The organism is Paenibacillus silvae (assembly GCF_014639235.1).
GTDB lineage: Bacteria > Bacillota > Bacilli > Paenibacillales > Paenibacillaceae > Paenibacillus > Paenibacillus silvae.
Genome location: NZ_BMFU01000005.1, coordinates 218293 through 242030, shown reverse-complemented (window position 1 = coordinate 242030; position 23738 = coordinate 218293). Strand labels below are relative to the sequence as shown.

At 46.9% G+C, this 23738-nt stretch carries 22 protein-coding genes; 14 read left to right on the top strand and 8 right to left on the bottom strand.

The features are described 5' to 3' along the window. The first annotated feature begins 48 nt into the window (after positions 1–48). Positions 49–354 carry a hypothetical protein gene (locus IEW26_RS18840; RefSeq protein ID WP_229729927.1) on the top strand — a complete coding sequence of 102 codons (306 nt, stop codon included), beginning with the start codon at positions 49–51 and terminating at the stop codon, positions 352–354. A 42-nt stretch (positions 355–396) separates the two neighbouring features. Here IEW26_RS18840 and IEW26_RS18835 read toward each other — a convergent pair whose 3' ends face one another. From IEW26_RS18835 to IEW26_RS18825, 3 genes are all read right to left on the bottom strand, one after another. Next, complete coding sequence (locus IEW26_RS18835) at positions 397–891, bottom strand: hypothetical protein (protein WP_188593453.1); 495 nt, start codon at positions 889–891, stop codon at positions 397–399. A 389-nt stretch (positions 892–1280) separates the two neighbouring features. Continuing rightward, positions 1281–2336, bottom strand: a complete 1056-nt coding sequence (locus tag IEW26_RS18830) for a glycoside hydrolase family 53 protein (RefSeq protein ID WP_373288502.1) — start codon at positions 2334–2336, stop codon at positions 1281–1283. Positions 2337–2730: 394 nt separating this feature from the next. Further along, on the bottom strand, positions 2731–2958 hold the full coding sequence (locus IEW26_RS18825) for a hypothetical protein (protein WP_111269498.1): 228 nt from the start codon (positions 2956–2958) through the stop codon (positions 2731–2733). A gap of 247 nt (positions 2959–3205) precedes the next feature. On the opposite strand from IEW26_RS18825, the gene ppk1 reads away from it, so the two are divergent. Continuing rightward, entirely contained in the window at positions 3206–5287 is a 2082-nt protein-coding gene (gene ppk1 / locus IEW26_RS18820; RefSeq protein WP_188593452.1) for a polyphosphate kinase 1, read from the top strand. On the opposite strand, the gene IEW26_RS18815 is transcribed toward ppk1, so the two are convergent. Together IEW26_RS18815 and IEW26_RS18810 are read right to left on the bottom strand one after the other, a co-directional pair. After that, positions 5247–6773: a Ppx/GppA phosphatase family protein gene (locus IEW26_RS18815; RefSeq protein WP_188593451.1), complete on the bottom strand. Its 1527-nt coding sequence runs from the start codon at positions 6771–6773 to the stop codon at positions 5247–5249. The genes ppk1 and IEW26_RS18815 overlap by 41 nt on opposite strands. A gap of 26 nt (positions 6774–6799) precedes the next feature. Then, the gene (locus IEW26_RS18810; protein WP_111269495.1) at positions 6800–7054 is read right to left on the bottom strand and encodes a hypothetical protein; all 255 of its coding nucleotides are present in this window, start codon (positions 7052–7054) and stop codon (positions 6800–6802) included. Between the two features lie 235 nt (positions 7055–7289). Between IEW26_RS18810 and IEW26_RS18805 the strand changes: the two genes are divergently transcribed. Both IEW26_RS18805 and IEW26_RS18800 read left to right on the top strand, forming a co-directional pair. Next, positions 7290–7949 carry a YheC/YheD family protein gene (locus IEW26_RS18805; protein WP_188593450.1) on the top strand — a complete coding sequence of 220 codons (660 nt, stop codon included), beginning with the start codon at positions 7290–7292 and terminating at the stop codon, positions 7947–7949. A 356-nt stretch (positions 7950–8305) separates the two neighbouring features. Continuing rightward, positions 8306–8449 carry a sporulation histidine kinase inhibitor Sda gene (locus IEW26_RS18800; RefSeq protein WP_111269493.1) on the top strand — a complete coding sequence of 48 codons (144 nt, stop codon included), beginning with the start codon at positions 8306–8308 and terminating at the stop codon, positions 8447–8449. Positions 8450–8470: 21 nt separating this feature from the next. On the opposite strand, the gene IEW26_RS18795 is transcribed toward IEW26_RS18800, so the two are convergent. Together IEW26_RS18795 and IEW26_RS18790 are read right to left on the bottom strand one after the other, a co-directional pair. Then, positions 8471–8722 (bottom strand): hypothetical protein, encoded by a 252-nt coding sequence (locus tag IEW26_RS18795; RefSeq protein ID WP_188593449.1) that lies wholly within the window; start codon positions 8720–8722, stop codon positions 8471–8473. A gap of 100 nt (positions 8723–8822) precedes the next feature. Beyond that, positions 8823–9824, bottom strand: coding sequence for an NAD(P)/FAD-dependent oxidoreductase (locus tag IEW26_RS18790; protein ID WP_111269492.1), 1002 nt, complete (start codon positions 9822–9824; stop codon positions 8823–8825). Between the two features lie 518 nt (positions 9825–10342). Here IEW26_RS18790 and IEW26_RS18785 point away from each other — a divergent pair. Then, the gene (locus IEW26_RS18785; protein WP_111269491.1) at positions 10343–11536 is read left to right on the top strand and encodes an NAD(P)/FAD-dependent oxidoreductase; all 1194 of its coding nucleotides are present in this window, start codon (positions 10343–10345) and stop codon (positions 11534–11536) included. Continuing rightward, positions 11533–11787 (top strand): hypothetical protein, encoded by a 255-nt coding sequence (locus IEW26_RS18780; protein WP_111269490.1) that lies wholly within the window; start codon positions 11533–11535, stop codon positions 11785–11787. The genes IEW26_RS18785 and IEW26_RS18780 overlap by 4 nt, the downstream gene beginning before the upstream one ends. 370 nt (positions 11788–12157) lie before the next feature. Here the strand turns inward: IEW26_RS18780 and hemQ are convergent, their stop codons facing one another. After that, positions 12158–12904: a hydrogen peroxide-dependent heme synthase gene (hemQ, locus tag IEW26_RS18775; RefSeq protein WP_111269489.1), complete on the bottom strand. Its 747-nt coding sequence runs from the start codon at positions 12902–12904 to the stop codon at positions 12158–12160. A 227-nt stretch (positions 12905–13131) separates the two neighbouring features. Between hemQ and IEW26_RS18770 the strand changes: the two genes are divergently transcribed. The 8 genes from IEW26_RS18770 (at position 13132) to IEW26_RS18735 (ending at position 23618) form a co-directional block, all read left to right on the top strand. Beyond that, a complete protein-coding gene (locus IEW26_RS18770) occupies positions 13132–13425 on the top strand; it encodes a YuiB family protein (RefSeq protein WP_111269556.1) in 294 nt (97 codons plus the stop codon). A 416-nt stretch (positions 13426–13841) separates the two neighbouring features. Beyond that, complete coding sequence (locus IEW26_RS18765; RefSeq protein ID WP_188593448.1) at positions 13842–15377, top strand: replication initiation and membrane attachment family protein; 1536 nt, start codon at positions 13842–13844, stop codon at positions 15375–15377. Positions 15378–15477: 100 nt separating this feature from the next. Beyond that, positions 15478–16392 carry a CDC27 family protein gene (locus tag IEW26_RS18760; protein WP_188593447.1) on the top strand — a complete coding sequence of 305 codons (915 nt, stop codon included), beginning with the start codon at positions 15478–15480 and terminating at the stop codon, positions 16390–16392. A gap of 203 nt (positions 16393–16595) precedes the next feature. Next, on the top strand, positions 16596–18419 hold the full coding sequence (locus IEW26_RS18755) for a sensor histidine kinase (RefSeq protein ID WP_444543964.1): 1824 nt from the start codon (positions 16596–16598) through the stop codon (positions 18417–18419). A gap of 92 nt (positions 18420–18511) precedes the next feature. Next, positions 18512–20044 carry a response regulator transcription factor gene (locus IEW26_RS18750; protein WP_188593446.1) on the top strand — a complete coding sequence of 511 codons (1533 nt, stop codon included), beginning with the start codon at positions 18512–18514 and terminating at the stop codon, positions 20042–20044. 146 nt (positions 20045–20190) lie between these two features. Next, the gene (locus IEW26_RS18745) at positions 20191–21663 is read left to right on the top strand and encodes an ABC transporter substrate-binding protein (protein ID WP_188593445.1); all 1473 of its coding nucleotides are present in this window, start codon (positions 20191–20193) and stop codon (positions 21661–21663) included. A gap of 79 nt (positions 21664–21742) precedes the next feature. Next, the gene (locus IEW26_RS18740; protein WP_188593444.1) at positions 21743–22672 is read left to right on the top strand and encodes an ABC transporter permease; all 930 of its coding nucleotides are present in this window, start codon (positions 21743–21745) and stop codon (positions 22670–22672) included. Positions 22673–22697: 25 nt separating this feature from the next. Next, entirely contained in the window at positions 22698–23618 is a 921-nt protein-coding gene (locus IEW26_RS18735; RefSeq protein ID WP_188593443.1) for a carbohydrate ABC transporter permease, read from the top strand. The last annotated feature ends 120 nt before the right edge of the window (positions 23619–23738 follow it).

The following is a 23738-nucleotide window of genomic DNA, read 5'->3' as shown; positions in this document are numbered from 1 at the left end:
GGTGATTGTATAATGCGCGATAATTCGAGCCAAAAGAATGGTCCTTTCATGCAACAGAGAAAAGCAGTGCGTCTCTTATCTCCCTTCATATTTTCAATGATCATTGGTGCTCTTTATGCTGCGCTGATCTTTAATGAAAAAGCACTTATTTATATCAACAAAATACTCCCGAGCACGGATGGCCCGGATCTTTATCAGTATCTTCCGGTTGTGCTCCCCGCTTTTGTCTATTCATATGCTGTGCAGAGGAAACACATGATCTGGATTGAAAACCTGTCCTTCAGCTGCATTCAGGCAGTAATTGCTGTCCTGAGCTTTGCTGCATGTCTTTTGGTTGTTATGGTGATGATGTGAATGTTAATCTAATTAAGTTCGTTTATTGAAATGGAAGGAGTCTTAATGAGTGCCTTCATCCGGATCGATATCTGCACCATCTACAGCATCAGCAGCATCTGCACCGTCTACAGCATCCAGTACCCCGACAGCGAGCGTTGTCACGGCAGCAGCAGCAATGAGATGTTTGGCGCCAAGCTTGGCTCGATTTACGTCATCTTCTTTAATGCCCATGACAACATCCTTTCCGCCGTTATATACATATATTGCAGAGACAGCAACACCTTTGGCAGTATCATTAACGGCATTTCCCAGATCGGCAAAGCCTGCCTGGATCGCCCCGTCATCCTTTCGAATGACTCCACTGGCCAAATCATATGTGCCGCTGGCCAATTGTCCTACCGTTTTACCCGTATTAATCGTAGCTCTCTCTACACCGTTCCCGATATCTTTAATAAAGGAACTGCCCGTAACTTCACCAACAACCCTGACTCCTCCGCCAAGCACTCTCCCACTTACCTCTCCAGCAAACTGCCCTAATCCTTTTAGAAAGCTCATTCCTGTTTCCTCCTTAATGCAACTTGGATAACGCTATGTAATAATAAAACTATTATATTCTTCTGTGATGCAAACGGCTATTATGTCCAACCACGCTTTTCAACGCAAAAAAGCACTATCCTCAAAGGGCCAGAGCTTTTCGTCGCGCTTTACCCTGTTCCCGTGCCAAGCCAAAGCACGTTTTTGAAGCTTTACTCCAAGGAGCAGCGCGTAGTAGAGGGGGCGGGAGGGATTCTGTAGAAGCGAAGCGTGCGCGTTTGTCATCGGATTTTCCCCACACAAGGGGAATATAAGAAATCCGAGGACAACCAGCGATCGGAGGAACGCCCCGCCCCCGGAACGTCTACCCGCAGCTCCATCCCTCCTGTAAAGGCTTCTAACCCCGTGCCTTAGTCAATAAACCCTTCCATGACAGCCGTTGGCATCATATTGGACTGCCAAGCGCCTTTGCCGTATCCACCGTTATAGCCAGGTGTAGCCTGCGGCTCCCAGTAGAATACGCCTTTTCCTTTGCCATTTGGCAGATTGCGAATTTGATTTTTCATCGCAGCTACGAAGCTTTTGCCTGCTGCCGCCTGATTGTTGTCCATGCCAATTTCGGAGATCATAATTTCTTTACCATAACGATTGATCATATCCTTCGCATTGTTAACCGTGTTGGTCACAGCTGTATTCCAGCCGGAAGCGGAAGGGTAGAGAGACATGGCAATCATGTCGAAGTTAGCACCGTTGTTGATAAGGCCCCCAATATTCCAGACATACAGCGCATTGTCGTCGCCACCTGCCAGATGTACGATCGTTTTGGTGCCGCTGCTGATGGATTTTACAGCATTATGTCCTGTGTTCACGAGCCATGCATAGTTTTTCATGTTAACAGAGGCTTTTCCGTCATCCCATAACATGCCGTTGCTCGTTTCGTTACCGATCTGTACCCAATCCGGTGTAACGCCTTTGCTTTGCATCGCTGTCATTACTTCACGCGTATAGTTCCATACAGCGTCCATCAGCTGTTGGAAAGTGTAGTTTTTCCATGCAGCCGGTTTGGTTTGTTGACCTGGATCTGCCCAGGAATCGCTGTAGTGAAGCGTGAGCATAACACTCATGCCTGCATTTTTGGCACGCTGTGCAAGAGCGGCTGCACGATCCTTATTCATGTAACCGTTACCATAATCATTCGATGGATTAACGAATACCCGGATCCGAACGGAGTTGATCTGGTAATCATTTTTCAAAATATCAATAATATCACGTTGTACCCCGTTTTTATCCTTCCATTTGTACCCCTGAGCTTCCATACCGGGAACCCAGCTGATGTCAGCTCCCTTGGCAAAACTTGGCGCGGCGCTAGCATGCTGGCCTGCAGGCAGCAGAACAGCAGTAAATAACAAAACAAAAGCCAGCAAAATACTTGTTTTGATCTTGAAACCCCTTACATTTTTGAACATTACAACATGCCTCCTCGGTTATATGATGGACTGCATCCTCATTATAGCCGCCTGCATTCAAGGTGCTAAAGGGTCGGTTTGCAATATTTTGGTTGTTTTCTTAACCTCTATGCCCAAATTCTGCTCGGCTCACTTCCTGCATAACATTTGAAAAGAGTTCAAAAAGGGCAAAACAAAAAGCCGTCCGAAGACGGCTTTTCTACCCGTGGCGCTTTTTGAAACATTGATCCGTATCCCGCGCCTCCATCAGTCTCCTGTTAATTGGAGCTAGTGGATCGGGTAAGGGACACGTTCAACATGTGATTAGAAATGTTGACGCACCTCCTTTCCTTGTGGCAAGAGTATACAACACTCTGTTTCGGAAAGCTAGTCTTTTTTCATTATTACGCAAAAATTATTTCTCGGTTTGAAACATCGTTGTTTCGCGTGCGTAATGGCTCTTCGTACCATTCTCATTGCGGATTCGCACACTTTCATCACTGATGCGCTCCACGATGCCTCGGCCCACTTCACAATATACACCTGCCGGATCTTCCTGCCATGCGGTAACTACACATTGAGACAGGGCGGCGGTGAAAAACTCAATATTTTTTTGTAGCGTTCTAGGTTTGTTCGATTTCATGGGAGACTCCTTTAAAATGACTTTAATATGGAATAATAACAACAGCCGATCAAATCACACTGTAGTTCACTTTACCTTGTCTACTGCCCTTTGTAAAGGGATGGAAAAAGTTGCGGTCATGAGTTATCATTTACATAAATTTAACACCCCGTTAACATTCCGATGACGCTTGGAGTCGATTACGAATAGTACAATTATAAAAGAAGTTCGAATAAGAATTGACATGCATCACATTCGGAGGCCAGACATGCATAAGGACATTAAAACAGGCAATTATGTTAACCGTGATTTGAGCTGGGTTGAATTTAACAGACGTGTACTTCAGGAGGCTCAGGACTCTACAACGCCGATGCTGGAGCGCATGAGGTTTCTTGGCATCGTAGCCAGCAATCTGGATGAGTTTGTCAGTGTCAGATTGGCGGAGACCAAAGAGAAGATCAAGGCTGGATTTACGCAAAAAGACTTCACAGGCTACACCCCTTCGGGCTTATACCGCAGATTGATTAAACGAACCGGGGCCATGGTCGCGGAGCAATATAAAACATATCGTGAACTCGTTCGCCTTCTCGCCAAGAAGGGCGTGCTTATTCAGGAGTATGTCGATCTTAACGTGACACAGCAGCGAGCGATGGATCAATATTATCATGATATTATTTTTCCGGTGCTGACCCCGATGGCGATAGACCAGAGCCGTCCGTTCCCGCTGGTACACAATAAGTCTGTTTATCTATCCGTTATGCTGCAAAAGGAAGAAGAGCAGGATGGCGAGCCCTTTATGGCAATTGTGCAGGTGCCTTCCAATCTTCCTCGTATTGTGACGGTTCCCCTGCGGGCGAACAGCAAGAAGAAAACATTCATTCTGATCGAGGATCTGATCAAACAGCATGTTCATACGCTTTTTAGCGGATATGTGTCGCTGGCTGTGCAGGAATTCAGAGTGACGCGTAACGCTGACCTTTCGATTAACGAGGAGGAAGCTGAAGATCTGCTTGAGGCGATTGAAAAAGAGCTGCGGCGAAGACGTCGCGGAGCGCCTGTCAGGCTGGAAGTATGCAAAGACTTCCGCAGTGACGCACTGCAGGAGCTGCAGGATGAATTTGAGATTCAGGACCCGATTTTTGAAATTGACGGACCACTGGATCTCAGCTTCCTCGCTGGATTTGTAGATAGTCTAGACGGCTTCTCTCATCTCAAGTACAGTGCGGTGCAGCCCGTTTACCCGCCGGAGTTTGTGCCAAGAGAGAGTCATTTTGAACTGCTGCGCAGAAGAGACGTGCTGGTGCATCATCCTTACGAATCGTTCGAGCCGGTAACAGATTTCATTCTGGAGGCTTCGGAGGACCCTCAGGTTCTGGCGATAAAAATGACGCTGTATCGGGTAAATGGCGATTCGAGACTTATTCCCGCACTAGCTCTTGCAGCTGAGAGCGGCAAGCAGGTCACGGTGGTGGTGGAGCTGAAAGCCCGGTTTGATGAAGAGCGCAACATCGCTTGGGCACGCAAGCTGGAGAAGGCCGGTTGTCATGTCGTTTACGGCTTGGTGGGCCTGAAAACACATGCCAAAATCATTCTCGTTGTACGCCGGGAGCAGCAGGGGCTGCGTCGTTATGTTCACGTTGGCACAGGGAATTATAACGAGAGCACGGCCAAAGTGTATACGGACGTTGGGCTGTTCACTTCTAACCCTGTAATCGGGGAAGATGCATCCGAGCTATTTAACGAGATTACCGGATACTCCGGACCCAAGGCGCTGCAGGCCTTCCGTGTTGCACCGGACGGGATGAAGGACGAGTTGTTTGCTCTGATCCAGCGTGAGACCGAGCATGCCTTGAAAGGCAAGCGTTCAAGAATTATTGCGAAGATCAACTCCTTATCCCATCAGGATATCATCGATCAGCTATATGCTGCCTCCCAGGCTGGAGTGCAGATTGATCTGATTGTGCGCGGAGTGTGCTGCCTGCGTCCAGGCGTAGAAGGACTGAGCGAGAACATTCGTGTCATCAGCATCGTGGATCGTTTCCTTGAGCATTCACGTTTGTTTTATTTTGAAAATGATGGCAATCCAGATGTTTTCATCTCAAGTGCAGACTGGATGTCCCGGAACTTGAACCGGCGCATTGAACTGATGTGTCCTGTATTTGATCCGACATTGAAGAAGATGCTGGTGGATATACTGAATCTGTCTCTGAACGACAATGTGAAGGCAAGACAGCTTATGCCAAACGGCAATTATGTATTTGTAAAAAATGAAAAGCCCCCGCTGAGAAGTCAGACGGAGGCGATGGGAATTATCCCTTGGAAGCCTGCTGAATGGAGTGTTTTAACGTAATTCCCCAAGCTTCCTGCACATCTTTGACGGCATCTTCCAGGCCGTTCAATTCCAGAAGAGGCTCGTCTGTACAGGTCAACGTGACCAGCAGCGAGTCTTTTTCTACGTGTGCATGTATGGCGGCGATGCTCTCAGCGCGGTTTATCGCTTCGGCTGTACGCAGCACCGAGCCGATCCGATGAGCGCGCCGTACATCCGAATCGTTCAGAATGTCCTCATGCTTCTGAATGAGCTGAGGTGTTCTTTTTTTCGGGTGATAGTCGGCGGCAATGGCACTAAGAATGGTTTCCCGATGAGAGAGTCCGTAAATGCTGGCGTTCATAATCCAGTATGCCGAGTGCTGTGTGTAACGGAAAAAGTTAATCTGCTTGCCAGCCATATGCAGCATGGAGGCAGTATACAGAACATGATCTTCCGATGCATCAGGAGCAGCTCCCTGCAGCGCTGTGTACAAGGTAAGCATATCCTTATAAATACGCTGCAGACGCTTCTGTGGAATCGGTGGGCCGAAGTGAAGGAAATTACGAATGCTGTCTTTCAGAGCATCCGGAGCTGCAGGTTGACCGGAAGCCAAATAATCTCTCAGCAGTCCATCCCGCAACCCGGCTCCGCTTACGACATAACGATCTCCTTGAATGAGACGGAAGATGGTGCGCAGTATCAGTACACCCGGCACAATGATATCTGCACGATCTTTGGCAAGGCCAGGCACCTTTTTCCGTTGAGCGGAAGTCAGGTAGGGCAAGGTACGAGCGATATTTTCCATCGCTTCCTCACCAATTTCATAGTGATGCGTAATCGGCAGCGAGTATTGAATTCGTTTCTGCTCTACTTTTGCCAGAGTACGCATCGTGCCGCCTAATCCGATTAGCGGCAGCCCCGGATGCTTTCCGATCCAGTCCTGATTCTGCAATGCAGCAATGACCTCATTGCATAACGCCTGTTCATTTTCTTCGGTCCATTCATCCTCGCCACCGTAACGCGCATGCGAATTTACAGCACCGATGGGCAGGGAGACGCTGTGCAATCTTTGGCGATTGCGGAACACCGTAATTTCTGTACTTCCGCCCCCGATATCTACCACAAATCCGTCTGTCAGCTCAATGGACTGAATGACACCCAAAAATCCGTAGTAGGCTTCCCGGTCGCCGGAGACACATTCAATCGTAAGTCCCGTTTCACTCTCGAGCCACTGGATAATCTGTGCCGCATTGACCGCATTACGAATGGCAGCTGTAGCAGCGGCGCGAATGTCCACGGTCTGGTATGACTCGCAGGTCGCCCTGAATTGACGCAGAATTGTTATGGCCGTATTCAGTGAAGAACGCTGGATTGTACCGTCCGGTTCGACAACTCCACTGAGCCTGGCAGCATACTTGTCTTCATGAATAATGCGGTAGGCTCCTTCATCATGTAACTCATAGATGACCAGTCGAATGGAGTTGGAGCCGATATCAACAATGCCAAGTGTTTTATGTTGTGTCATAAATGTCTCCTTCTACAGAGGTTCAGTTACCCGTAACGGTACAGGGCAGCCATCGCTTCCGGCGAGCCTGGAGGCGTGGCAGAGAAGGGCGTGGTCAGCATAACAACGATGATAAAGACGATGAAACAGGCAAACAATATGCAGCTCAGGGCAAAGCCTCGATTGCGTTTTTTGATAAAAAGACGAATACCGATGACAAAGAGAAGTATCGTCACCGCAACCAGAACGATAGACATTGCGAAATAGGCTACACCGTACAGTGATTTGAAAAATGCTTCCATGTCTTCTGAACGCTCCTTAAATCCTCATTTTTCCTTTACAAGTCCATTCTTTAGTAGCATACGACAGATTGAAGCGTTTGAAAAGCAAAGCGGCTGTTGTCCCGTATTCCTCGAATCCAAGCGGGACAGGTTCCCTGGAAAAGGGGCCCCTGCCTTGGACAATCATCCAAGAAAACCGATCATGGGTTGAGTATGTATAAGGTAGGACCATTGTTTGGAGAGAGGAGATCAACCTATGTCGAGACAGTTAGCAAGCAAATGGCGCAAGACGGCGCTTTTAATGAAATATCCGGTCGCTGCTGCCCATATTCCGCAGACAAAGACATTTAATTCAGGCAATCTGCTTCACATGCTGCACCGTTATGGAATGGTATATATTAAACCGATTGTTGGCGGTGGTGGATATGGTGTTATCAGAGTGTCCCGAAGCGGCGGAGTTTACAGGTATACACATATGAACGTTAACCGTTCATTTAATAATTTCGGGCAGATGTATCGTTCCCTCTTGCGAGTGAAGGCGAGACGTAAATATTTGATTCAGCAAGGCATTCATCTTGCCACGATCCACGGAAGACCTGTGGACTATCGAGTTAAGGTAGTCAAGACCGAACAGGGCTGGGTATTTCGTTCTTTGGTCGGGAGATGGGCTCGTCCCGGTCTGTGCGTAACCAATCTGAGCAGGGGAGGTACGATGTTGTCCGGCAAAAGGGCGCTGGCATTGTCACTGCCTCATATTGCGAATCGGTACAAACGTCGGGAGATGCGTTCTTTGACGTTGGCTTGTACACATATTATGGAAAGTCAGCTGCCAGGCATAGGCCAGCTGGGTTTTGACTACGGGCTGGATCACTCAGGGAAAATATGGATTTTGGAAGTGAATACCAGACCTCGATGAAAATAGGTAAAAAGACTAAAGGAAATTCAGGAAAAACCGATAGTATATACAAGAGGAATGGTAAGAAAAGCGTTTGAAAATTTTCAATCTTGGGTAATACATTCCGAGAAACGCTGGAAAATATGAAAATAGTTCTAAATTTTTGTTTATTCGTAGTTCTAATAGGGTACTCATATGTCCTGTGTATAAATAATGTCCACATTATCCACTGTTATATATTCTATGTTTTTTCCAATTATCAACAATCTATACACAGGATTTCCACATGTTATTGTGGATAACAGGAACGCTTGTTCTCTTTGGGAATCTCTGATATGATAGTTTTGAGGAAAATAAAGGAAAGGTTGTGGCGGGAAATGGCTATGTTATCCGATGAGATGTTGTTGGATTCCTACCATAAAGCGATCGAACTGGATCTCGAACGAGATTTCATCGCGCTGCTATTGGCAGAAATCCATAAGCGCAAACTGGATACCAACGTATCTGCCATTCTTCACTAGAGATCCTCATTGCAGGCAATGTTACAGGTTTCCGGACAAGTCCCATAAAGAGACAGGCTGTACGATGCTTGTCTGACAATGGTGACAATACATCAGGTGATTGCAAACGCTCTTGGTTTCGTCTGCCATGTCAGAGGAAGCCTGAAGTTCGTAGGGGCTGTACGGTCCGGTGTAGTCGTCCAATTTGCCGCATTCTGACAGTCCCTGGAGGCAGTGGGGACAAGCCTGCTCCGGTACAACCAGACCGTTACACAGCGGGCATATATAAGACAAGGGTATCCCTCCTGATTATGGAATCGTTCAGGAGTAAGATACCCTTTTTTGTACCAATTATACGATTGGTTTTACCACATAAGATGTGGTTATCGTTCAATTAACGTTTCATATTACTGCTGTGTCCTGGAGAAAGCTTCGCCTCAGGATCGAAGTATACCTTGGCATTGTTCACTGCCGTAGGCGCCTCACCGAAGCCGACAGCAATCAGTTTCAGCTTGCCTGGATAAGTCGTAATATCACCCGCAGCAAAAATGCCAGGAATTGATGTTTCCATACGGGAGTCTACAACGATAGAATTGCTGTCAATCTCGATTCCCCATTCTGCGATCGGGCCAAGGGAGGAAACAAAGCCGAAGTTAACGATGACATCATCCACTTCAATCTCTTGAGTTTCTTTGGTTTTGACATGAGCAAGAGTGACCTTTGTAATCGTGTCATCCCCATGAAGCTCGGTAATTTCGGTCGGTGTTACTACGTTAACCTTGGAATTCATCAGGTTTTCCACACTATGCTCATGGGCACGGAACTTGTCCCGCCGGTGAATCAGTGTAACCTGCTCAGCGATGGGCTCTAGCATAAGCGCCCAGTCTACAGCGGAATCTCCGCCGCCGCTGATCAAAACTTTTTTACCTGCAAAAGCGTTTAAATCACTGATGAAGTAATGCAGATTTGTTTTTTCAAACTTGGCTGCACCTTCGAGTTCAAGGCGACGAGGTTCGAATGCACCGACACCAGCCGTAATGATAACCGCTTTGGCATGATATTCATTCTCATCTGTCTTTACGATGAAATGCTGTTCTTCTTTTTTCTCGACCGAAACCACTTTTTCTTCCAGGCGGATATTCGGGTTAAAATGGCTCATTTGCTCAATCAGGTTATTCACCAGCTCCTGAGCTGTTACTTTCGGGAAGCCGGCTACATCATAAATGTATTTTTCCGGATAGAGAGCTGCAAGCTGTCCGCCAAGCTGAGGCATGCTTTCAACGAGTGTAACGGATGCCTGACGCATACCTCCGTAAAATGCAGCGAATAGGCCAGCAGGACCGCCGCCGATAATAAGCAGATCGGTCATTTCATGACCGGAAGTTTGTGCAGTCAAAAATCAACAACACCTTTCTTATTTTAATAGGTAAGGAACAGGTTTTATTTTTGCAAATTACGTCACATAATCTGCATGGGTGTCAAACTGTCCTTCCTATTATAAACGGTGGAATCCGGGTTGCAAAGTTAGCTGCATCACGAATCTGAGAATAATTGATGAAGATCAGATGAGAATAGGGTGAAATTGGAAATGAAAGGTTATGAAAAATAACAAAAAAAACCTTGATCTTTACGAGAAATACAGATATCCTTGACCTGTACTATGTGTTTTTTTGTCAAAATTAGAGTGATGATGTCAGGTCGGAACAATCTCGCGTTTTGTGGAAACTTGTGGTCAATTTCACAACTCAAATCGATGATATGCGTATAGAATTTCAAATACATTCACGAAGTTTACATTTCTCGTCATAATGGATAAGACCTCATCAATACTTGTAAGTAAGAGCATTTTAAGGAAGTGTATTGCATTCCACCTGTTGAAGGGAGGGTGCGAGCAAAACCGGAAGGGGTACAGACATGAGCAGCATTCCCAAAATCGTCATTCTCGGAGCGGGATATGGCGGAATTCTGACAGCCCAGCGGCTGCAGAAGGAACTGAACTATAACGAAGCTGACGTCACATTAGTGAATCGGCATGATTATCATTATATTACTACACATCTACATATGCCGGCAGCCGGCACAGATAAAATTGAACACGCGAGAGTTTCTATTTCTAAGCTGATTGACGAGTTCAAGATTGATCTGGTGAAATCCTCCGTGAAGGAGATTCGGCTTCAGGATCGCAAGGTCATTCTGGAAGACGGCACCTTGTCTTACGATTATCTGATTATTGCACTTGGCGGAGAGCCGGAAACGTTCGGCATACCAGGTATGCTTGAGCATGCCATGACTATTCGCAGCATCAACTCGGTAAGGCTGATCCGTGAACATATCGAATATCAATTTGCCATGTACAAAAACGATAACAAACGAAACCGTATTCGGTTCGTTGTGGGCGGAGCGGGCTTTAGTGGCGTTGAATTCGTTGCCGAGCTGGCAGATCGTATCCCGCAGCTATGCAAGGAGTTTGACGTTGATCCCAAGCATGTACACATCTATAACGTGGAAGCGGCTCCATCTGCCCTGCCGGGGTTTGATCCCGAACTGGTCGAGCATGCCATGAATGTGCTGAAGAAAAAAGGGGTTACGTTTAAAATCGGAGTCCCGATTAAACAATGTCTGCCTGACGGTGTTATCGTCGGAGAAGGCGAGAAGATTGATGCGGCTACTGTGGTATGGACGGGTGGAATTCGGGGCAATTCCTTACTTGAACAGGCTGGGCTTGAAGTGATGCGTGGACGTGTGAAAGTGGACGAATACTTGCGCGCTCCCGGTCATGAACATGTGTATGTGATCGGGGACAACTCTCTTGTATTTAACAAAGAGGGCAGACCCTATCCGCCAACAGCACAGATTGCGATGCAGCAGGGTGTAAACTGTGCGAAAAATATTGTCGCAGCCATTCGCAGCAAACAGCCTCAGCCTTTTGAATTTACCAGCAAAGGTACGGTTGCTTCCTTGGGTAAGGGAGAAGCGATTGCAGTTGTTGGGGATAAAAAATACAAGGGCTGGAAGGCAGCGCAATTGAAGAAGCTGGTGGATCTGCGCTATTTGTTCATCATCGGAGGTATTCCGTTGGTTCTGAGGAAAGGACGGTTTTTCGGATGAGACATTGCAGTGTGCAGGTTCGCGGTCTGTTAACGCGGGATGAACTGGATCGGTACAACGGACTGATGCAGGTTGGCGGTTATCTGGAGGAACAGAACCAGTATGATCTCGCCTATATCGTGCAGAAGGAAGTGGATATTCTCATCCTGCCAGCTATCGAGCGCCTGAAGGAAAAAAGCCGTGATCGTGATCGTGCGACCGCCGAGTTTCTGGAATCTCTGAAAGCTGTGGATGAAGAGGAGCAGGATTGAGACTTCAGTTAAGTTGAAAGAGATTAATTTACACGAAGCACTCCGATGACAGAATAACCTTCCAATCGCTGTTATCCCCAGATTTTTTGGATTCCCTTTTCTTAAAGGGAAAATCCGGTGATAAAGGCGACCGCTCTGCTTTTCCAGGTTTTTTCTGTCCTCTCCGTTTTTTGTGTAAACATTAAACAATTCAAATTATACAGATCCCAATCAAGCTTGAAGTGCGTAATAGGTATGCAAAAAAGCACCGCGGAGCGATCCTTAAAGGATATATCCGCGGTGCTTTTTATGCTGTCCTGAAATTAAAAAGAATCGTTCAGCCTGCCTCAGTAGAAGGCAAGTTGCACGATTCTTGCATGTATGGAACAAATTACAGCTTCAGCATTTCTTCCAATGAGCCTTCATTCAGCAGACTTCCTACATAGAATGAACCAAATTCGCCGTAACGTGCACTTACTTCATCAAAACGCATCTCGTAAACGAGCTTTTTGAATTGCAGCGCATCATCCGCGAACAAGGTAACGCCCCATTCCCAATCATCAAAACCGACAGAGCCGGTAATAATTTGTTTCACTTTGCCCGCATAGCTGCGACCAATCATGCCATGACTGCGCATCATGCTGCGTCGCTCGTCCATAGACAGCATGTACCAGTTGTCGTTCAGCTCACGCTTTTTGTTCATCGGGTAGAAGCAGATATATTGGCGCTGCGGCAACACCGGCTTGAGACGAGCAACAATCTCCGGATTTTGCATCGGATCCTCGCCCTCTTTACCGAGGTAGTTGCTCAGTTCAACCACGCTGACATACGAGTAAGCTTTAGTTGTGTACTTGGCAAACGTTGTTTTGTTAAAAGCATTCTCAACAGCTTTCAGGTCTTCCAGCGTTTCACGCAGATGCATCATGACAAAGTCTGCCTTCTGGCCAATCACCGTATAAACAACGGTACTGCCTTGGGAAGCTTGCTCCACGTTTTTCCATTCGTTCCAAAACTCCTGAAGCTCGTCCAGGGCAACAGCACGCTCTTCATCATCTGCTGCTTTCCAAGCGGTCCAGTTCATGGAGCGAAAATCATGCAGGGCATACCAGCCCTCCAGAGTTGATGCTGCTTCGTTCATGGGTTTTGTTCCTCCTGCAGGTTATATTTCCAAATCCCGGTAAGGGATGGTTCAGTGCTTTATCGTTATATTGTATCCCATCATGAAGCAGAAGGGCAAATGATCTTCTCGTGAAAATCGGCAGATTTGTCCAGAAAGTTCGTTGCTTCGCCACATTTTTTGCGGTAAACTTACTACTATCCCGAAGAGAAAACCGAATGGGTGAAAGAAGAGGTGAACGTCAGCCAATGCAATTTATACCGGTGCTTGTACTAATGGTGTTATTTTTTGTGATGATGTTTGGTATCGGTTTCATTTTGAATATGCTTATGAAGACCACCTGGTTTCCTTCCTATTTGTTTGTTATCGTCATTTTACCTGTGGTTGTATATTCCTTATGGGATCACTCGTCCACCCTCATGTCACATCTGGCATCATTCCAGCTGGTAGATTATATGACGGGAGTTGCCGGACTGGCGGGGGCCATTATTAGCGGCTGGACGATTCAGAAGCTGCGCCTGGGCGGATATCGCATGTTCTGATGGCTGGAAAGCGAAGGCAGCTGCCGCACTGAATTGAAGAAAGCCTTATCTTTGGCGCATAGGCATACGCGTGCAAAGGAAAGGCTTTTTTTGCATGCTCGATTAGAAAAAGCTTTTTCCCTATACTATGAAGTATGGGAATGTCTGTCCGCCTTTTCTCATATATATGAAGTAAATAATGGACTATATTTTCACTTGTATTCCGGGACTACAGCTTTTATAGTAATCTAGCGCGGCTTTATGGAGTGAATCAGTTTATTTGAAAATTCGCCCAATTCTGCGAAAACGTGAACGATGTCGACCTAGGACGAAACGGAGTGAGAACGAGTCTGTTTTTTACCTGTTTTTGAGCATTTGAGGATCGGACTTTTATGATAGAATAGAAAAACAGTCTTTGGGAAAGAGGAGATCAGGTTATGCGCATGAAGAATTTGCATCATTATACCGAACATCATCGCTACTGCGTATACAGGGAGTTTGGACTAAGCGCCCTGGACGACCGCATGCTTACAGGAGCTTACCAGCCTATGGTAGGTGCTTTTGCGGTCGGCTTGTATCGGCTGTTATTTCAGCATCTTCCCGGAGAACAGGTTGGTTATTCCCCGCTGGAGCAGCAGCGCAGGTTATTTATGACCCTGGGGCTGGAGCCTAGTGAGAAGGGGCGTAAATATCTGGTTGAGCAGGCGTCCAAGCTGGAGGCTGTGGGCCTTCTTCAGACGTCGCGGGTGTACACTCCCGAAAATGACGATTACATCTACGAGTATGAGCTGCAGCCGCCGCTCTCGCCGGCAGAGTTTTTCCGTACACAGCATTTGACACTGCTGCTTCGAGATAAAATTGGCAAGTTCGCAGTGCTCTCCCTGCGAGCCGGATTCTCGGCTGCCGAGAATGGGGAAGCACCCTACTCCGCTGCTAATAAAGAAAATATTTCTGTTCCCTTCTACGATATATTTGAATTGAACACCCACGTCATTGATTATGAGCTGGAACAGGCCTTGTCCGAAGTATCCAGCTCCGCGCAGCGAACAGGCACCAATGATGCAGCAGAAGAGATGACGCTGAATTATGCCGACATCATTTTACGATTCCCGCGGGAGTCGGTGAACCGTCGTTATGTGGAGCAGCTGCGCTTTGATCATGAACAGCTTGGCATTGTCAATTATGTTGTGAACAAGTTTAATCTCAGTGTGCAGGATGTATGTCGGCTGCTGGATGAGGACGATATCTTTAATCCGCAGGGCCAGCTGCTTTTGGATGAGCTGCAGCACAAAGCGAGCATGCAATTCAGACAGACAAAGAAACGTCAGGAGCAGCAGACAGTCCAAGCCGCCAAAGTGGTTGCACTTCGGCAGCACATGGAGGAGCCACAGCCTTATGCCGATGCAGGTGAGCCGCCGGTAGAGCATGTGGTGCAGATGGAGTATTATGTCGAGGTTCCGCCGCAGTTTGCGACCAAGTGTGATATTCACCAGTACAACATGATGCTGCGCAACGAGCCGTACACTCGTCTGCTTCAGACGTTCTTCCCGGGAGCTGTGCCGGATAATCTGATTGATATTTTTGCAAAAATTGATCTGAGCTACAAGCTGCCCGGAGAAGTGATCAACGTTTTGATTCACTATTTGATGGCCCTGCTTGTTTCTGGCGGAGAGCAGCGAATTAACCGTAATTTTGTAGAGGCTATTGCTTCTAATATGCTGCTAAAGCAAGTCAATACGTATGAGAAGGCTGTGCAATATATTCGTGATCAGGCGAAGGTAAAAGGCAAGCAGGCTGCAGGAGCAGCTGGAACCCGCACCCGTACATACGGCAAAGGAACCAAAGCCAAACCCGAAATTCCGATTGTACAAGACATAAGCCATGATGATGACAGCGTATCGGAGGAAGAGTTTGAAGAGATGATGCGTTTTGCCCAGCAGATGCAGGCCAGCAAGCAAAAAGGAACTTTATAATCATTTATACAGGCGGGTCCCCTATAGATAGGTGGCTCGCTTTTTTCAAAGGTATGGCGTACACAGGTCACACATATGCAAGGAGGGGGGGGCGTACCGCTTGAGTAAAAATCAAAGAGCCATCGAGTGTTATGAAAATAATGAGTATGATGAGGCGTTAGCGCTGTTCAGAGCAGCATTAAGCGAATCGAGAAATGTTCAGTCGTTGACGAATCTGGCCTGGATGTATTATCACGAAGAAGGCGAAGTAGAAGCGGCTATGGAGCTGTTGCAAGAAGCACTGAATTTGAATCCAACCTCGCACTTTCCTTACAGTTTGCTGGGTGAGATCTTGGTTCGGGAGGAAAGATGGGCTGAGGGGAAGGCTGTATTATTGCGTTCGATTGCCATTGAGACCTCCAAAGAAGCCGTCAACAATCTTGCCGTCGCCAAATACCATCTGGGAGAATGGGATCAGGCTGCGGCGTTGTTTTTGCAAAGTGCGGAGCCTTCGGATTATGCGATGTACAGTCACATCTACTGTTTGATTAAATTGGGGCGAATGAATGATGCCAGGCACAAGCTGCATGCTTTTTCAGAAGAGGATGAGCATTTTGCCGGGGAAGTGCATGTGGCCGAGCTGTATGTGGAGTTGCAATGCTTCTCAGAAGCGGTTCACTGGTTTAAAAAGTCATGGAGCACGTACTACAAGTCACCTGACTGGGTGTGCAGATATATTTATGCCCTGGTGCAAATGAATGCAAGGCAAGCTGCGATTGAAATCACGGAGCAGTGTATTCAATTAAAACAGGATGATATCGAGGAAGAGCAGGCGGAGCTGTGTGATGAGGAATGGACAGAAAGTGACAAAGCCGTGTACCTCAAGCAGCTGGAAATGGAGAAGCAGGAGTATATGCAAATTTTGGCCAAAATCTCCGAAGGGTACGTACCACCGCTTGATTTCATGACATCCGTAAACTCAGCATGTTACTTGTTCGGCTGCTCCAGACATGGTCATTCGGAATATCAGGATTGAATGAATTATCAAATGATCAATAGATCAGCAGATCAACAGCCCTCTCCATTCCCTTCAGGGAAGAGACAGGGTTGTTTTTGTTCTGCAGGCCAAATTAAAGATTTCGAGGTATAAATTAAAGAATAGTTGTGCGTGACAAGGATATGTCGGAGGGCGGGTGATATAATGCAAGACAGAAAACGAGCAGCAAAGGGGGAGCCAGCTTGAGAATTGTTAGCGTTTACAATAATTTTTTCAAAAATAACATGTTTATGAAAATGCTGCTGATCTTTTCGCTGATCTCGATCGTTACGATAATTACGCTGTCCTACCTTATTTTTCTGTCCGTATCGGATTCCACCATCCGTCGGGAATTGGCCATTCAGAAGGCCGCGATGGAACATGTAGACCGCTACATGCATCAACAATATGAATTGGTGCAGAACATGGTGCGGGATATGCATCAGAATGAGGCCTTATCGGCCAACATCATTTATCTGATGAACCACTCGTATGCCGAGTATGCTCAGCATATGACGAACGGTTATTATGCCAATCGGGACGACTATTCGGCCGAGGTGCTCAGGCATTTTCAGAACATGATCGACCGCAATTCGGACATTCATCAGTTGATGCTGTACAGTGCCGAGAAGCAGAGCTTGCTCACCTTCAATCAGTACAAGCAGTTCCGCAGGCTGGACGCCAACGTAGCGAGATCTTATATTCCCGATGCAATGGCTATGGAGATGCCAAATATCAATGCACCTAATTACTGGATTCGCAAAGCGATCAATCTATGGGATCCTGAGCTGTATGCCATTCGTGTACCCATTAACAATACACAGACCTTGCGCAATATGGGCCAGCTTCTCATTTATTTTGACTCAAAGGGCATCGAGAACGCACTGGATAACTATGAGGGGAATCTGAAGGGGGATATCGCAGTGCTGTCTGCCAAAGGCACAGTATTATTCGATTCCAGCGGCAGGTACTACGGGAAGAAGTATCCTTATGTCGAAGCGGTCGATTCACTGTTTGACCAGACCGATATGGATGCGATCAAGAAGGAACAGAACATGTATGTGAACCGATTTGTGTCTGCTGATCAGGGGTATGTCGTCATTGGCACAGTACCTGTGCAGGAGATGGCAGAAGCGTATGCAGGGATTCGAAATACCATTATTTCCATTAGCTTGATTTCTCTGCTGTTTGCCGTGTTTGTTCCGGCCTTTTTCATTATTAACTTTGCCAAGCGTACTCGCAGAATCATTCGTTTCACCCAAAAAGTAAAATACGGCAATTTGTCAGCACGCATTGATGATGCAAGAGAAGATGAACTGGGACAAATATCGCACAGTTTTAACGATATGCTGGATGAATTGAATCTGTACATTGAACGAGTATACAAAGCAGAGATCAGGCAAAAGGAGACCGAGCTGGTAGCACTTCAGGCACGAATCAATCCGCACTTTCTGTACAATACACTCGAAGTGATCCGTATGAGGGCCATTTCGCAGGGGGCAAGAGATGTAGGGGAGATGATCTACAGCCTGTCGGTGCTTTTCAAAAGCCTAGTGCAGCAAAAGCCCGATTACACGCTGAAAGATGAGATGGAGGCCTGCCGTTTGTATCTGGAGCTGTTCCGTATCCGGTACAAGGATATTTTTATATATACGATACAGATGGATAACAAATATTACGAACACCCTGTGGTGAAGCTTTCGCTGCAGCCCATTATTGAAAATTATGTGGTGCATGGTATGCGTACAGAGTGTAGTGACAATAAACTGTCGATCAAGGTGCACGAGGCCGGGGACATGCTGCAGATCGAGGTGCGTGACAATGGCAAAGGCATTGATGCTTCCCGGCTTGCAGAAATTCAGGAGGAACTGGAACGTGCAGAAGAATCCGGCCAGATGTTTGGATTGCGGAGTGTACACAGTCGCTTGAAATATTTGTTCGGTCCACAGTTCGGAATCACGATTGAGAGCACTCTTGGAAAAGGGACTATGATCAGAGTGAGATTTCCTTATCAATTGCGTTCTTGAGATCTCCTTATCATTTCTGTTCTTGAGACTTTCTTATCAATACCATTCGTAAAATTTTTTATAATACCATTCGGAAAGGAAGGGTGTATGACATGTACAAGGTTTTTATTGTGGACGATGAGCCGTTCATCATTGAGGGGTTATACGACATTGTGGATTGGGCTGCGTTCGGGATGGAAATTGTAAACCATGCGAGCAATGGACAAGCCGCTCTGCAAGCTCTTCCCTGTCAGCCGGTGGATATTCTGATAACGGATATTTCCATGCCCTTGATGAACGGACTTGAGCTCATTCGGGAAGCCCGGCGGCTGCAGCCGGAGCTGAAGGTGATTATTCTCAGTGGATTTAATGAATTTGAATATTTAAAAGAAGGCATGAAGCTCGGCATCGAAAACTATTTGCTCAAACCGATTAACATAGATGAACTGGAATCCACCCTTCGTAACACAGAAGCGAAGCTGGATCAGCTTGTTACACCGCGTCTGGAAGAGAAATACGGTATTCAGATACTAAAGGACAATATTCTGCATCGATGGCTTACCGGGCAGATTGCGGCAGCGGAATTTGAGGAGCGTGCCCGTTTCATGAATCTTTCACTGGCTGCACCTTATGTCACTGTTGCCGTGCTGCGTGATCAGGGTCCTAAAGGTCAGGTTCCAAGGTCAGAGCTACTGTTTGCACAAGTTGAACAACTGCTTGCAGGACAATTCCATCTGAACCTCTTTCGGGATATGGATGGAGATATCGTGCTTGTAGCCAATACAGGAGATGATGCGGGGGAAACGGACAGACTGATGTCAGATTTGCAGGAGCTGGCAGAAGGGCTAGCGGGGACGTATCCCGATCTGCATATTGGTGCAGGCCGCTTGGTGCATGGAATTTATCAGGCGCCTGCCAGTTACGAGCAAGCGAAAAAGGCACTCCAGTATGTGATGATCTATCCTGATCGGCGGGTGATCGATTATACGATGCTGGACCAGAGAGGTTATGCTGGGGGACCTTTTTTTATAGATTGGAGAGACTACGCCAAGCTCATTTTGTCTCGCAGTACGGAGCAGCTCGCTGCGCAAATTCGAACCGATTTTGAACAGTACCGTCATCAACTAACACCTGAGCAGCTGCAGAATACAGCGCTGGAAGTCATAATCCGTTTCAAGATGGAGCTGGAGAGCATCAAACATGTAGAGGAAACAGCAATCTATCAGCAGGGGCTTCGTCTGGTGCTGGATAGTATATCCTTTGAGGAACTGGTACATGCCTTGCAGCAGGTGGCAGCCCGGACGGTGGAGTCCCTTATTCAGGACTTGAGAAATCCCGTTGTGAGTCAGGTGCTGCAGCACATTGAAAAGCATTATGCTGAAGAGCTTTCCTTGAAGCTGCTTGGTGCACAGTATCATCTGCACCCGGTTTATTTGGGGCAGCTATTCCACAAAGAGACCGGCGAGACATTTGCCGAATATCTCAACAAGTATCGAATTGAGCGTGCCAAAGAGCAATTACGCACCTCCAATCTCAAAGTACATGAGATTGCCCGGAATGTAGGGTACTGGGAGATGGGATATTTCTATAAACAGTTCCGCAAATATGTGGGCATCTCACCGACGGACTATAGAGTGTTTGGGTGAACCGATGGACATTTCTCTTTAATTTGTACCTCGAAACCTTAAGTTTACCTTCTTTTTGCAAGCGGTTTCATCGGATAAGGTTAAAGCAGATAGTTGATGACAGCAAGAGAACGAAAGAGGGAATATGAAAAGGGAGGATCACGTAAATGAGTAAAAGCCAAAAACGTTTCTCGCTCGTTCTTTCATTGATCATGACCGTTACGTTTGTTCTTAGCGCATGCGGTGACAGCAGAGAGGCTTCGGAATCCGGCGGAGCAGGGAACGATACGGTGCAGTTGATCTGGTACACCATCGGTACCCCGCAGAAGGATGTCAATAAAGTTATGGAGACAGTTAGCCAATACACCAAAGAGAAAATTAACGCCACCGTGACCATGAAAATGCTGGATTGGGGTGATTATGCTCAGAAAATGCAGGTGAACGTAGCATCCGGTGAACCGATGGACATTATCTTTACTTCTGCTGGAGGTTTTGACTATGTGCAAAATGCCCGAAAGGGTGCATTTCTGGAACTGGATGAATTGCTTCCCAAATACGGCCAGGACCTCATCAAAACGATAAATCCTGCTTTCCTGAGCGGTTCCAAGGTAGACGGTCATAACTACGGTATTCCTGCCAACAAGGAGCTGCCGCAGCAGGAGGTTTGGCGTTTCAACAAAACGCTGCTGGATAAATACAAACTCGACACTTCGGGTGTTCGAACGTTAGACAGTCTGGAGCCTTTGCTCAAAACGATCAAGGAAAATGAGCCAGGTGTTACCCCTTTCGCCATGGATAAAAACTACGTGCCTTATGTGCCGTACGATTACGTGATCCAGAACCTGCCGATGGCAGTGAAGCTGGACACAACCGATTTCAAGATCGTTAACATTCTGGAGACACCGGAGATGAAGGAAGCACTGACCACCATGAACAAATATTACAAAGCGGGTTATATTTCTTCAGAAGCTGCAACAACAGGCTCTACCAACGATCTGACAACATCGGGCAACTGGTTCCTGGATCGAGCCCAGACGCAGCCGCTCGCGGATAATCAATGGTCGGCAAGTTATGGTTATCCTGTCGTATCTACCCCGGCAAGTGATGCTGTTATTACAAACACATCCGTACAAGGCTCCATCATGGCGATATCGGCCAACTCGGAATATCCAGAGAAAGCAATGGAATTTCTGAATTTGCTGAATACAGACCCCGTGCTGCGTAATATGGTGGACTCAGGCATTGAGGGTACACACTACAAAAAAGTGGATGACACTCATATGGAAAATCTGCCTGAATCGAAAAACTACGATATGCCTTCCTACTCCCTCGGAAATAACATGCTGCTCTATCTCAACAGCAATGATCCGGATAACAAATGGGAGGAGTTCAAAAAATTCAATGCAGAAGGCGTGGATTCGCCAATCCTCAGCTTTAACTTTGATGCAAGCAAAGTATCCGCTGAACTGACAGCGGTACAGAACGTGAAAGAGCAGTATTGGGCAGCATTGATGACAGGCACAATCGACCCGGCAACCAATCTGGATCAAGTGATTGAGAAATTCAATCAGGCTGGACTGGAGAGAGTGATGGCTGAAGCCCAAAGCCAGCTGGATGCCTGGAGAGTAGAGAACAAGTAAGGATACGAGAGATGGGGTCGGGCGGCTGCTTGTAGCGTTCGATCCTTTTTTATTCACAGCCTGAAGGAGGATATCCGCAATGAGTACATTTTTGAAAAATCTGATCAAAAATCGAGTCATGCTGCTCATGGTGCTGCCCGGTGCCATCTGGTTTTTCTTCTTCTCTTATCTGCCGCTGGCAGGCACCGTCGCAGCCTTCAAGCAGTACCGCTTCAGTCGTGAAGGTTTCTGGGCCAGCCTCATGAAGAGTGAGTGGGTGGGATGGGACAATTTCAAGTTCCTGTTCAGTACGAATGATGCCTGGCTGATTACACGCAATACACTGCTTTATAACATTGCGATCATTGTTCTTGGTCTGTTTTTTGCGGTTGGACTGGCAATACTGCTCTCCGAACTGATTAACAAACGTCTTGCGAAGCTGTACCAAACCGGGATGTTTCTGCCGTACTTTCTATCCTGGGTTATCGTGGGTTACTTTGTATTCAGCTTCCTGAGCGCGGATCGCGGCATGCTGAACCAGAAGATTGGCTGGTTCGGTTTCGAACCGATTCAGTGGTACTCGGAGCCCAAGTATTGGCCGTATATTCTGATTTTTGTGGCGTTGTGGAAAACGACCGGATACAGCAGTATCGTCTATCTCGCCTCCATTTTGGGTATAGACAAGTCGCTGTATGAAGCCGCCATGATTGACGGTGCGAGCAAATGGCAGCAGATTCGCAACATTACGATACCGCTGCTGTCTCCAATTATAACGATCATGACTCTGCTCGCTGTTGGCCGCATTTTCTATGCTGACTTTGGTCTCTTCTATCAAGTGCCGAGAGACTCGGGAACATTGTATTCCGTTACGAATGTCATTGATACGTATGTCTATCGGGGACTGAAAACAAGCGGTGAGATCGGCATGAGCACAGCAGCAGGTTTGTATCAATCAGTTGTGGGGTTTGTGCTCGTCATCATCTCGAACTACGTGGTTCGCAAAATCGATAAAGACAGCAGCTTATTCTAGGATTACGAGAAAGGAGTGAACCTCTGTGGCTCAAGTCAGGCTTGTCAAAAAACGTGACTTCCACCACGTATCCGTTGCCTGGAACGTGTTGATGAATATCATCGCCGGACTGTTTGCATTGATCTGTGTATTTCCCTTTATTTTTGTCGTGATTATCTCTTTTACGGACGAAAAAGTGCTGGCTCGCGACGGATATCGTCTGATTCCGTCGGAATGGAGCCTCGCGGCCTATCGGTTTGTCTGGCAAAGTGGTGATACCTTGCTGCGAGCGTACGGGGTGACCCTTCTTGTCACCGTGCTGGGGACCATCATCAGTCTGATTCTGATGTCACTCTATGCCTATGCAATCTCTCGCAAGAGCTTTCGTTATCGGAGATTTTTCTCTATCTTTGCCATTCTGACGATGCTGTTCAATGGAGGCATGATCCCGACGTATATGGTTGTATCCCAATTGCTGGGTATGAAGGATACCATCTGGGCATTAATTCTGCCGCTGGCGATGAATGCCTTTTACATTATGATTTTGCGTACCTTTTATTCGACCAGTGTACCGGATGCCATTATTGAATCGGCGAGAATAGATGGTGCAGGAGAATTTCATACCTTTCTGAAAATCGTCATTCCGTTGTGCCTGCCAGGTCTGGCAACGATCGGTTTGTTCAGTACGCTGAGTTATTGGAACGACTGGTTTAATGCGTTGTTATATATTGATAATCCAAATCTGGTACCACTGCAATCAATGCTGATGCGGATCGAGTCGAGCATTCAATTCATCCAGCAGAACTCAGCCAACAGCTCGATGAGCCTGGCAGCTATGCAGTCTATTCCCCAGGATACATCCCGAATGGCCATGGTTGTACTGGCCACGCTGCCGATTATATTCGCATATCCGTTCTTCCAGCGTTATTTTGTTCAGGGTTTGACGGTGGGGGCTGTAAAAGAATAAGGCGATTTCTCTACAGGATGGGAGAGAGCCCCTTATCTCACCAGAGCAATTTTCCAGATGTATCAGTTGAGTTATTGGTGGCTTTTCTATAGAATGAACTGTATGAATACCACCAAAGGG